Below are 12,439 nucleotides of genomic sequence, written 5' to 3'. Positions count from 1 at the left end.
ATATTGTATTTGAAGATAGCTTATTCACAAAGCAAACTCTCTCTGCCTAAGCAGAGAGAGTTTGCCCGCATGACGTGTATATGTTGTATCTTCCCTCAAATCCCTGCTTGAAGTCAACCATTCATATAAGAAAAGCGAGAAAAAGCTGACAGCACCCAAAAAGGAATGCTTTCTTAATCTAAGGAACAAGGGAGATTAGTCCTAATTTTATTCAAATGCACCGTGACAAGCCTTATATTTCTTACCACTGCCACATGGGCATGGAGTATTGCGGCCAACTTGTTCACCCTTCACAACAGGCTTCTTCTTTACGTCAGCGCCGTCATCTTTTGGATGAACAGCCTCTCCTTGTGCAACCTCTTGACGCTCTAAGTTGTTCTCAATTTGCGCCTTCATAATGTAACGAGATACTTCTTCCTCGATAGCCGCAACCATTGCTTCGAACATCGCGAACCCTTCCATTTGGTACTCACGAAGCGGGTCAATTTGGCCATACGCACGCAAGTGAATGCCTTCGCGTAAATGATCCATCGCATCAATATGCTCCATCCACTTTGAATCAACAACGCGCAGCACAACTACCTTCTCGAATTCACGAAGCTGTTCATATGGAAGCTGCTCCTCTTTCGCATCATAATGCTCTTTCACCTTTTGGGTGATGACCTCGCTCATCTCCTCCGGAGCGAGGCGGCGCAGCTCGTCCTCTTTTATATCGCCTTCTTCAAGAACCGTTGTCTCAAGGAAAGTAATTAAACCTTTTATGTTCCATTCTTCCTCAAGATCTTCTGCCGTATGAGCTGCTACGGATCTTTCGATCGTACCCTGCATCATCCCTTCAATAATCGTACGAAGATTTTCTGCTTCAAGTACATCTTGACGCTGCTTATAAATCACCTCGCGCTGCTGACGAAGCACATCATCATATTGTAATAGCTGCTTACGTGCATCAAAGTTATTTCCTTCTACACGTTTTTGGGCCGATTCTACTGCACGAGAAACCATTTTACTTTCAATCGGCTGTGTATCATCCATACCAAGACGATCCATCATCGCTTTCATATTATCAGAGCCGAAGCGGCGCATAAGCTCGTCCTCCATGGACAAGTAGAACTGGGTGACACCTGGGTCACCTTGACGCCCCGAACGACCGCGCAGCTGATTGTCAATACGTCGGCTTTCATGGCGCTCTGTACCAATAACCGCAAGACCGCCAACTTCCTTCACGCCTTCTCCTAGCTTAATATCCGTACCGCGCCCCGCCATATTTGTTGCAATGGTTACGGCTCCCTTTTGTCCAGCATCCGCAATAATATCAGCTTCACGCGCATGATTTTTGGCGTTTAGGACGTTGTGACGCACGCCCTTGCGCGTAAGGATTTTGGAAATCAGCTCCGATGTTTCAATTGCAACTGTACCAACAAGAACAGGCTGTCCTTTACGATGGCGCTCCACAATGTCCCCCACAACAGCGTTAAACTTGCCCTCCATAGATTTGAAAATCAAATCTGGACGGTCATCACGCTGCACATCGCGATTCGTAGGGATGACAAGGACGTTCATATTATAAATATTACGGAATTCCTCTTCTTCCGTCTTCGCTGTACCAGTCATACCAGCAAGCTTTTCGTACATCCGGAAGTAGTTTTGGAATGTAATCGTCGCAAGCGTCATGCTTTCATTTTGAATTTCGACGCCTTCCTTTGCCTCAATTGCCTGATGCAAGCCTTCGCTATAACGACGCCCTTTCATTAAGCGGCCTGTGAATTGGTCAACAATTACAATTTCACCGTCCTGCACCACGTAGTCAATATCGCGCTGCATGACAACATGTGCGCGAAGCGCCTGATTAATATGATGCAGCAGCGTTACATGTTTTAAATCGAATAGGTTTTCAATATGAAACGCCTTTTCCGCTTTTGTGATGCCCTCTTCTGTCAGCATGACATTTTTTGTTTTTTCATCGTAAGAAAAATCGGCTTCCTTATTGAGCGTGCGCACAAATGCATTCGCGAATATATACAGATCTGCTGACTTTTTCGCTTGTCCGGAGATAATAAGAGGTGTACGTGCTTCGTCAATTAAAATTGAGTCTACCTCATCTATAATCGCAAAGGAAAGCGGGCGTTGTACACACTGTTCCTTGTACAGCACCATGTTATCGCGCAAATAATCGAAACCAAGCTCATTATTTGTCGTATACGTAATATCAGCTGCATAAGCCACTTGCTTTTCCTCACGAGATAGCGAGTTCAGGTTTAGACCAACTGTCAGGCCAAGAAACTCATGAAGCCTTCCCATCTCGGTTGCATCACGATGTGCTAGGTATTCATTGACCGTCACGACATGCACGCCTTTTCCTGTTAAAGCATTCAGATATACCGGGAGCGCAGAAGTTAAGGTTTTCCCTTCCCCTGTTTTCATCTCAGCGATGTTTCCTTCATGAAGGGCAAGGCCCCCCGTGAGCTGAACCTGATACGGACGCATACCAAGTACGCGCTTCGCAGCCTCACGAACAACTGCGAAAGCTTCTGGAAGCAAATCATCCAACGTTTCACCTTTTGTGAGACGCTCCTTAAATGCTGGTGTCTTTGCCTGCAGCTGTTCATCGGATAAGGCAGAAATCTGCGGCTCTAATTCTTCTATCTGATCCACGATTTTTTGCATACGGTTAATTTGACGTTGATTCGTATCAAATACCTTTTTTAAAATCCCAATCATGGCATACGCTCCTCTTTTACCGAAAAATTTTTCAAATGAACTGAAAATGCTATTTCATTATTGCTTTCATTATAGAAAGCCTAAAACTTTCTTAGTAGTTCTTTATTTATATACATAATACGAGGACTTTTAAAAGTAAGAAAGAAAAGTCAAGATAGGCTAATTGTAACACTTGCATTATAAATATGCCAATACTATAGCAAAAGGACAGACACGAGGGCAGGGCGGGGAGCCTCTCTAAGATTAACAATTTGCAGAACTGGGCGCGCACACAAAAGGCACGATCCGTTCGGAACGCGCCTCGCATAAATCATTATTTTGTCTCAATTAAGCCGTATTTTCCATCCCTACGTGTATACACAACACTTGTTTCATTTGTTTCAGAATTTGTAAACACGAAGAAATTATGTCCTAGCATGTTCATTTGTAAAATGGCTTCCTCAATGTCCATTGGCTTGAGGTCAAATCGCTTCGTACGCACAAGCTCAATATCATCCTCATCAAGAACGTCTTGGGATGGGGCTTCTGTCGCTGCCACGGCAACCTTTTCACGCACTTTGCGATTTACTTTTGTTTTATGCTTGCGAATTTGTCTCTCTAATTTATCAACGACCAAATCAATTGCTGCGTACATATCTGTGTGAGCTTCCTCGGCACGAAGCAATAAATCTGGAAACGGAATATTCACTTCCACACGCTGCTGATCAGAGTACACCTTAAGATTTACTTTGATTTCCGGAAAGGTATCAAAATAGCGCTCAAGCTTGCTGAGCTTCTTCTCCACATACTCTCTTAGTGCTGGAGTTACCTCAATATTTTCACCGCGAATGTTGAATTTCATAGATGAACTCCTCCTTTCAAGCTATGTAGTACTATATTCGACGGGATGTCGAATATCCCTTCCACAAATCGCAAAATGTAGAAAAAAACACTTCCTTTTTCACGAATTTTGTTGAAAGAGAGAGTGTACCTGACACTTATAGTATATCCCTCAGACAAAGCAAAAGCCAAACCAAAATATGAATAATTCGTTACATGTGAAGAAAAGCGGCTTTCAATGATTTGACCACACTAGAGGAGTATGATAAATTTACCTAGGTAACTAATTTAACAAACAGGGAGAGATATCATGTCAAATCATCACCATTTATTTCACTCTATTAACCAGTTGTCCCGACAACTGACAAAAAGAATAAACGAAGCCTTACAGCCTTTCGGATTGTATAGCGCACAATGGTCCGTTTTGTACACTCTACATATCAAGGGCACACTAACACAAACGGAGCTATGCGAATATTTATCTGTAGAAGCCCCTCCTATGACCCGGACCATTCAGCGGCTCATTAAGCAAGGGTACGTAAAGCAAATTCCCTGCAAGGACAAACGTGCGAAGCAAATTGTGCTAACGGACGAAGCAATTGCATCTTTTCCGGAGTGGGAGCAGGCTGTTCTTCATACACATCAATCACTGCTTAACTCTCTGTCCGGTCTTTCACAAACGCAGCTACAAATGCTTCTCTCTGATTGGCTTAAGGATCTCATGCTTGAGGAGGAGAGAATGTGAACTCAGAAAAGTTATGGACAAGAAACTTTATTAGCATTTCCGCCAGTACATTGTTTTTGTTTTTAACATTTTACTGCTTGCTTGTCATTTTGCCGCTGTATGCGCTAGAAGACCTGCACGGTCAGGCGACAGATGCAGGTCTTGTTGTTACAGTGTTTCTGCTTGCAGCTATTCTGATCCGGCCGATTGCCGGTCAGTGGCTTGGACGAATCGAAAAACGATCACTGCTGCTCCTCTCTTTATGTCTATTTCTAATCTCTGACCTATTTTATTTCTTTATGCATTCTATAGGCAGCCTGCTCGTACTCCGCTTTATGCATGGCATTAGCTTTGGAATTGTAACCACGGTATGCGGCACAATTGTGGCTGATTTAATTCCAAATTCGCGCAAAGGGGAAGGTATGGGCTATTATGCCATGGCAATGAACCTGGCGATGGTTATTGGCCCATTTGTCGGGCTCACTACCTTTTATAAATGGGGCGCAACCACTTCCTTTATCATAAGCAGCATCTTTGCGCTTTTCGCCTTGATTCTCGGCGGCTCCCTCCGATTGCCCAAGGAACAACAGACTGTAGCGACGAAAACACAAGCAGCCTTTCACATTAAGCAATTATTTGAGGTCTCCGCCGTCCGCATCTCCGTGACCGCAGCCTTTTTCTCATTTGTGTATGCCTCCATACTTTCCTTTGTATCGGTATACGCAAAGGACATTGGTTTAGCAAAAGCAGCGAGCTACTTTTTTGTTGTCTATGCCGTTGTTATGCTGCTATCGAGACCGTTTACGGGAAAACTGTTTGACAAGCGCGGTGCAAATGTCATTATTTATCCGGCGATTATTTTCTTTGCAATCGGCATGCTGCTGCTTAGTATGGCACATACAACCTTTCTGTTTCTGCTTTCGGCAGCTTGTATCGGTCTCGGATGGGGCACGCTATTCCCATGCTTTCAAACAATTGCTGTTCAAAACGCTGCTCCCCAGCGAAGAGGAGTGGCTACCGCAACCTTTCTTTCCATCTTTGACAGCGGAGTTGGTCTTGGTTCATTTGTAATCGGCTTGGCTGCGGTTCATATTCATTTAAGCTCTTTATATTTATACTGTTCTCTTCTTGTTTTGATCGGCGTTGGCGTCTATTATACATTGAACAGGGATCACGCTGCTGCATCCACTCGTTCAAAACAGTATGGGAACGAAAATCCTAGCGGCCAGCACAATCAAGCTGTTTAGAAATTTTATTAGCTGTCTGAATAAGAAGCTTTACTAGCTTTCGGTATACTGATTGATGCGCTGCATCGGGCCGGCTAGAAATTTATACTTTCTTACAGTGAAATATGAAAAACCCCCGTTTTGCAAAACGGGGGTTGGTGTGCTTTTTCCCTGATTTATGTAAAGCACGAGCTGCTTATAAACGGGTTATTATAGCTTTACTACGTTCGCTGCTTGCGGACCGCGTGCGCCTTCAACGATATCGAATTCTACTTCTTGGCCTTCTTCTAAAGACTTGTAGCCGTCTGTTTGGATTGCAGAGAAGTGTACGAATACGTCGTCTCCATTTTCACGCTCGATAAAACCAAATCCTTTTTCTGCATTAAACCATTTTACTTTTCCTTGCATGCCTTCCATTCCCTTCAATCTTAAATCTTGTGGTTTAGCCCACAACTTGAATATAATGGATTAACCATCAAAAAGTCAAAAATGGACTCCATTTTTCTGCAAATAACCAGAGCTCTATACAAATGCACTAGTAATTGTTATAGCTTTACTACGTTTGCTGCCTGTGGGCCGCGTGCACCCTGTACAATTTCAAACTCTACCTTTGCACCCTCTTCTAGTGTTTTAAAGCCTGATCCTTGAATCGCACTGAAATGAACGAAGACATCGTCTCCGCCCTCAACTTGAATAAACCCGAATCCTTTTTCGGCATTAAACCATTTCACTGTACCTTGTTGCATGCTTTCCCATTCCCTTCAATCGTAAACTCATATACCAATGCATACCCTAACTATAATATATAAAAAAGCTTAGTGTCTAAGTTATTTCATCGTAATTTTATCTAAAGATTCGACATGTATATCATCAATATAAATCTTTAAGACAATCACATGTAAACCCTTTCATTTTTCCTCACTCTTCGGCCTCAGCTAAGTATGCTGGGGATTCAATTCTTATTTCACCCACAAAAAGCAAGCGCTTACGATAAAACCTCCATTAAAGAATGGAGGTGGCATTGCGTTTCCCTATTTTATATGAAGCGTATGCCGCTTATAAACTGGGCTCTTATAGCTTCACAACGTTTGCAGCTTGTGCGCCGCGGTTTCCTTCTGTAACATCGAAGGATACACGTTGTCCTTCTTCTAGTGTCTTGAAGCCATCTGTTTGAATCGCAGAAAAGTGTACAAAGATATCTTCTCCACCTTCTACTGTGATAAAGCCATATCCTTTTTCTGCGTTAAACCATTTTACTGTACCTTGTTGCATGATTCCCATTCCCTTCAATCATAAACTCGTGGGAAAAACCCCACAATTTGACTATAACGGATAAAGAGAGGGAAAGTCCAAACTGTCTTGTCGTGTTTTTATGCCATTATTCGACATTCGAAAGCGATTTCTGTTGATTTTTAAAGAAAACTCGCCGATTGGCGAGCCGTTAGGCGAAGACAGAGGCGTAGTTGCACTTACACTGTATTCCTAAAATTTCCGACTACGTCGAATCGACTTCTTGCTAGAAATTTATACCTTCTTACAGTGTAAAGAAAACTTGCTGATTGGCGAGCCGTTAGGCGAAGACAGAAGCGTAGTTGCACTTACACTGCACTCCTAAAATTTCTAACTACGTCGAATCCACCTCCATCTGGAAATTTACACCTCACTAAAATACAAGGATAGTAGATATATACTTTCACTATCCTGGCAATTTTCATCCCCGAAATACAGTCAAAGCGTACACAGCAGCTGCTCCCTGTTCCCGCAACACCTTTCCTATTTGGCGTAACGTTGTACCTGTCGTGTATACATCATCAACCAGCAAAATATGCTCACCTTCCAATTGAATACGGGAGGACAACAAAAATGGGGACTGTGTCTGCAGACGCTCCATCCGAGTCTTTTTGCTTTGTTTTTCAGTGTGAACACGCGTAATAAGAGGTGATTTCATGTACGGTAAGCAAGCTGCAAGCAGCTCAGCCTGATTAAAACCGCGCTCATATTGCCTTTCGCTGCTAAGCGGCACTGGAATTACCCGGCAGGATTGCGGGAGATGCTTATACAGCTGCCGTATCTCCTTGTGAAAAATTTCAGAAAGGATCGCATCGCCGCGAAACTTATAGCGGGCCAATACCGCCTTCGCCCAATCATCGTAGACATATAAGGAGCGATTTTGCAGCAATGCTCCCCGCATCGGCCCCTCCTCCCAGCGCAAGCAATCCTTGCACATCCCTTTTTCTTGATGCGAAGGGGCAAGGCGTTCCAGCGAACGTCCACATATTGCGCACAGCTCTCCCTCTATCCTTTCAAATTTCTCTTCACACTCCTGGCAAATCAGCTGTTCTTCTCCCTTTACGAGAAATGAAAACCAGCCAAGGGCGTATGACAGATTCTCAAAGCAAAGTAAACAATGTCCTGTCATACAAGCCATCCCTTTCGCTCGGCTTCTTTATTCATTGTTTCAATATGCCGCCTCGCCGCTGCCATTTCCTCTGTTTTGCCGTAGTGAAAATAAATCACATCCCCCTTCGGGTAAGCTGCATTCCGCCCAGCTCTTCCCGCAATTTGCACAAGCGCACTTTCCGTAAACACATTCTCCTCAGCTCCAAGTACAGCCACCTGCACATCAGTTATTGTAACGCCTCGCTCTAAAATAGTTGTCGTAACTAACAGCGGAATATCCCCTGTCCGAAATAAACGAATCTTTTCTTTTCTCAGCGGGTCCTCTGCATGCACGCCTTCGATTCGGTTATCTAGCTGCTTTAGAATAGCTGCAACAGGCTCAACCTGCCGAATATGCGGCACGAATAACAGGATGGGACGCCCGGCAGCTGCATGCTTCTCTATCCAATGCATAATGTTTTTCGGAAGCACGTGCCTCTTGAGCTTCCCCTTCCAGTTGCCGCACCAAGAGAAGGAGGGAATCGGCAAAGGATGGCGATGATATCGCACTGGAATAATAACAGCCTTCCGCGTTCCAGCTCGCGCTTCCTTCTTCCAGCGCCGATTCGGTGTAGCCGTCACATAAATAATAGCTGCAGCTGCTTTTTTCGCGTTCTCTACCGCATATTGCAAAGAGGCATCAGCCGAATATGGAAATGCATCTACCTCATCAATAATGACTGTATCAAAGGCATGGAAATAGCGAAGCAGCTGATGTGTTGTAGCAATTGTTAACGGAGCTTGCGTATGTCGATCCGAACTGCCGCCATATAATGCTGCGATCGGAATATTCGTAAACACCTGCCTGAGCCGCGGTTCGAGCTCCAGCACAACATCCGTACGCGGCGTCGCAATACAAACACGCTCTCCCTTTGCAAGAGAAGCATAGATACCGGCAAATAGCATCTCTGTTTTCCCGGCACCGCACACTGCCCAAATCAGACACTCCTCCTTATGCTCAATTGCATGTAAGACTGCTTCTGAAGCGGTACGCTGTCCATCTGAAAGAACACCCTTCCAGACAAACTTTACCTGCATCCCTCCCCTGTCTGCTGATGGCCCTTTCCAGTAAAACAGCGGTGTGCATTCACTCGTTCTGCCCATCGTGATGCAGCGACGACAATATGTACAAATTGTTTGGCAGCGCGAACAAGAAAAACGCGCGAAAAACAGTGAATCTCCATTACCGCACCGTGTACAATGATATCCCTGGTTCACCCGTTTTACACTTGACTCTGCTGCAAGAAACCCCTCTCTTTGATGCTGACGCAGTAATTCCTCTGAAAAAGGCAGTTCTCCCGGCAGAAGCCGTCTTCCCTCCAAAAATGCGCAAAGCTCAGCTGAGTACATGTTAATCCCCCTTTTTCTGCCCATTGTAGCAATGCCAGCTAAAGCTGGCAAAACGCAAAAAAGCTGATAACCCGCTATGAAAATAGCAAGTTATCAGCTTAAAGTGTGCTGTTTCATTGGAAAGCCTGTTTATTTTTAGAATCTGCCGTACCCTAGGAGGTGTGATTGATTATAGCTGCTGCTAAGATTAGAATATGCAATGCCACTATCGCCTGCATGAATCATTGTGTTGTTTCCAACGTAAATTCCGATATGAGATGGACCAGGTTTATATGTATTTTGGAAAAAGATAAGATCTCCTGGCTGTAATTGATCACGGCTAATGCGAGATACAGAATTCCAGTAGCCACTTACGTCCGTACGTGCTTTACCATATACATAAGAGATGAATCCACTGCAGTCAAAACCGCTTGGAGATGCGCCGCCGAATACATAAGGAACACCTAAGTATTGCTGTGCCTTAGCTACAACACCGCCTGATGTTGGCGCTGGAGCTGGTTTTGCCGGTGCTGGTTTTGCCGGTGCAGTCTGTGCCGGTGCAGTCTGCGCTGGTTTTGCCGCTTCCTGTGCTGGTTTTGCCGCTGCTGTCTGTGCTGGTGCCGCTGCTTCCTGCGCTGGTGCTGCTGCTTCCTGCGCTGGTGCCGCCTGTTCATCTGTAGTAATAGACGTTTCATTAGCCATACGCTGTGCAAACATAGCTGCTTCTTCTAGTTCTTTTCTTGCTTTCTCATCTAGGTCTTCTTGAACAAGCTGTTGAATTTTCCCTTCAAGCTCATCAACAGCCCCTTGCTTCGCTTGGCGAGCTGCCTCTATTTCCGCACTTACCTTATCTAAAGAAGCAGCAACCTCAGTAAGCTCTTTTTGTTTTTGCACAACAAGTTCTTGCGCTGCCTTCACTGCATCTTCATCACGCTGCTGTGCTTCTAAAATATCCTTGTCCGATTGGAAAATTAAACTTACAGAACTGATGCGGTCGAGCAAATCTGACAAACTCTCTGCGTCTACAATAACGTCCGTTACCATATTTGATCTCTGTTGAGATTGAAGTGCAACCAGACGATTTTTAATTACATACTCACGCTGCTCAATCTTCTTCTCAAGCGCTGCAATTTCCTCATTTTTTTGCACAATCAGCTGCTGCGTTTCTGTTAAGTTCTTTTGCGTTTCCGCTTTCTTTTGCTCATTCTCAATCCGGTCTTGTTCGTACTTTTCAATTTCTTTCTTCACGTCACTAATTTGCTTTTGATACTCTTGAATCTGCTGCGCTCTCACAGTGGACTCTACTTGGATGTTGTCTTCGGCCATTACTGCTGGAGCTGTTGTCGTAAATATCATCAATCCTGCGGCGATCGCGCAAGATACGGCTTTCCAATTGTTCATAATATTCACACCTTCCCTTTCCCAAATAAATTTATACCATATTTACCAATAAAATTTGGCGTTGTTACAAATTTGTAAAATAAATGTAACACGTAGATTGTAGAATCATGAAATATTGCTCCTAACCTTGTCAATCTATGTTGAAAAGCGCTTACATAGTAAGCGCCTCTCGACATTCTCTTATAAATTACCAGTATATGTTTGTTACAATTTGTCGTAAAAAAACTCGCCGACTGGCGAGCCCTGCCCTTGGTGAAAACAGCGGCATAGCTGCACTAATACTGTATCCCTAAAGTTTCTGACTACGTCGAATCCACTCCCGGATGGAAATTCATACCTTTTTACAATGTAAAAAAGGTGTAACAAAATGCGAACATTTTGTTACACCTTCACAAACTCCTCTTATACCCATTGCTCTGCCCATTTTTGCACTTCCTGCATAACGGTTTCAAGAGCTGTTCCTTTTTCGGATAATGCGTACTCAATACGTACCGGAACCTCTGGATATACCGTTCGCACGACAATTCCTTCAGTTTCCAGCTCCTTTAATCTCTCAGACAGCATCCTATCACTCATATTCGGAATGATATCCGCCATTTCACGAAAACGCTTCGGCCCCGCCAACAGCGATTGGATAATTAAGCCCGTCCATTTCTTGCTAAGAAGCGTAAAGGCAGACTCAAATTTCGGACATAACGCTGAATTGTGTTCCATATGCCTTCACCTCCATTTCATTATAAAATAGCTTCTTATAAAAAGTAAGTAGGAGTATATGATAAATTATATCCAAAATAAGCTGTTTTTTACAAAAACAAAAAAAATTATCTTCCATTTTTACATTGACTAAAAGATACTACGGTTTGAAGGGAAGCCAGCTTCTCAGGCCATGCATCCACCGACCGTATTACTTCTTATACCATCCTAAGCCAATCGTTCCCTCGCCTAAATGAGTACCAATCACAGCTCCAAAATAGCCTACACCCACTTCAACATGCGGATAGGCTTCCCTTAGCTGCTGCGCAAATTCCTGTGCCTCTTCCTCTCGGTTGGCGTGAATCACAACGGCCTCCATCGGCAAACCTTGACGGGCATCCTCGTCAAACAATTCTATCACTCGCTTTAGTGCTTTTTTACGTGTCCGGATCTTTTCCAGCGGTACAATCACTTTATTTTCGAAGTGCAGTAACGGTTTGACTTGAAGCAAACTCCCGATGAATGCTTGTGCACTGCTTAAACGTCCTCCCCGCTGCAGGTGGTTTAAATCATCCACAACAAAAAGCGCATTAGCTGATTGTTTTATCTCGTCCATACGCGGCAAAATTTCCTCCGGCGTCTTGCCTGCTATGGCCATTCGCGCTGCTTCCAATACATAGAACGCTTGGATCGCACAGCTAATTTCTGAATCATATGTATAAATGCGTGCACCGTCCACCATTTGAGCAGCTGCCGTAGCAGTTTGATATGTCCCACTAATCCCGCTTGATAAATGAATGCTGATAATGGCGTCATACTCACGGGACAAATCCTCAAACAACTTAACAAACAAACCGATTGCAGGCTGTGAGGTTTTCGGAAGTGCCGCCTGCTCATTCACCTTTATATAAAATTGATCAGCCTGTAATTCCAGCTCCTCCTGATAAGAAGCATCGCCAAAAATAACATTCAGAGGGATCATCTGAATGTCCAGCTGCCGCCTTATTTCTTCCGGTATGTATGCTGTGCTGTCCGTCACAATCGCGGTTCTCATCATGTTACCATCCTTATAAAGCAAATTTCCCTTCAT

12 protein-coding genes are annotated in these 12,439 nt (G+C 44.1%); 2 read left to right on the top strand and 10 right to left on the bottom strand.

The genetic code is table 11. The features are described 5' to 3' along the window. Positions 1–207: 207 nt before the first annotated feature. A complete protein-coding gene (secA, locus tag AAHB12_RS13290; protein ID WP_342045627.1) occupies positions 208–2,718 on the bottom strand; it encodes a preprotein translocase subunit SecA in 2,511 nt (836 codons plus the stop codon). Between the two features lie 313 nt (positions 2,719–3,031). Then, positions 3,032–3,559, bottom strand: coding sequence for a ribosome hibernation-promoting factor, HPF/YfiA family (gene hpf, locus AAHB12_RS13285; protein ID WP_129729981.1), 528 nt, complete (start codon positions 3,557–3,559; stop codon positions 3,032–3,034). A 288-nt stretch (positions 3,560–3,847) separates the two neighbouring features. Here hpf and AAHB12_RS13280 point away from each other — a divergent pair, with 288 nt between their 5' ends. After that, positions 3,848–4,282 (top strand): MarR family winged helix-turn-helix transcriptional regulator, encoded by a 435-nt coding sequence (locus AAHB12_RS13280; protein ID WP_342045626.1) that lies wholly within the window; start codon positions 3,848–3,850, stop codon positions 4,280–4,282. Next, on the top strand, positions 4,279–5,508 hold the full coding sequence (locus tag AAHB12_RS13275) for an MFS transporter (protein WP_342045625.1): 1,230 nt from the start codon (positions 4,279–4,281) through the stop codon (positions 5,506–5,508). The genes AAHB12_RS13280 and AAHB12_RS13275 overlap by 4 nt, the downstream gene beginning before the upstream one ends. A 189-nt stretch (positions 5,509–5,697) precedes the next feature. Here AAHB12_RS13275 and cspD read toward each other — a convergent pair whose 3' ends face one another. From cspD to AAHB12_RS13235, 8 genes are all read right to left on the bottom strand, one after another. Next, positions 5,698–5,895: a cold-shock protein CspD gene (gene cspD / locus AAHB12_RS13270; protein WP_129729975.1), complete on the bottom strand. Its 198-nt coding sequence runs from the start codon at positions 5,893–5,895 to the stop codon at positions 5,698–5,700. A 137-nt stretch (positions 5,896–6,032) separates the two neighbouring features. Then, positions 6,033–6,233, bottom strand: coding sequence for a cold-shock protein (locus tag AAHB12_RS13265; RefSeq protein ID WP_129729973.1), 201 nt, complete (start codon positions 6,231–6,233; stop codon positions 6,033–6,035). A 325-nt stretch (positions 6,234–6,558) separates the two neighbouring features. Beyond that, positions 6,559–6,759, bottom strand: coding sequence for a cold-shock protein (locus AAHB12_RS13260; RefSeq protein ID WP_129729971.1), 201 nt, complete (start codon positions 6,757–6,759; stop codon positions 6,559–6,561). Positions 6,760–7,198: 439 nt separating this feature from the next. Beyond that, positions 7,199–7,906, bottom strand: a complete 708-nt coding sequence (locus AAHB12_RS13255; protein WP_129729969.1) for a ComF family protein — start codon at positions 7,904–7,906, stop codon at positions 7,199–7,201. Next, entirely contained in the window at positions 7,903–9,276 is a 1,374-nt protein-coding gene (locus tag AAHB12_RS13250) for a DEAD/DEAH box helicase (RefSeq protein WP_342045624.1), read from the bottom strand. The genes AAHB12_RS13255 and AAHB12_RS13250 overlap by 4 nt, the downstream gene beginning before the upstream one ends. A gap of 135 nt (positions 9,277–9,411) precedes the next feature. Continuing rightward, positions 9,412–10,656 carry a C40 family peptidase gene (locus AAHB12_RS13245; RefSeq protein WP_342045623.1) on the bottom strand — a complete coding sequence of 415 codons (1,245 nt, stop codon included), beginning with the start codon at positions 10,654–10,656 and terminating at the stop codon, positions 9,412–9,414. A 402-nt stretch (positions 10,657–11,058) separates the two neighbouring features. Next, positions 11,059–11,370 carry a winged helix-turn-helix transcriptional regulator gene (locus tag AAHB12_RS13240; protein ID WP_129729963.1) on the bottom strand — a complete coding sequence of 104 codons (312 nt, stop codon included), beginning with the start codon at positions 11,368–11,370 and terminating at the stop codon, positions 11,059–11,061. Positions 11,371–11,560: 190 nt separating this feature from the next. Beyond that, complete coding sequence (locus tag AAHB12_RS13235) at positions 11,561–12,403, bottom strand: DegV family protein (RefSeq protein ID WP_342045652.1); 843 nt, start codon at positions 12,401–12,403, stop codon at positions 11,561–11,563. Positions 12,404–12,439 lie beyond the last annotated feature (36 nt).

The organism is Bacillus sp. OTU530, assembly GCF_038440375.1.
The sequence above is the reverse complement of the archived record's forward strand: the minus strand, read 5'-3'. Positions and strand labels throughout refer to the sequence as shown.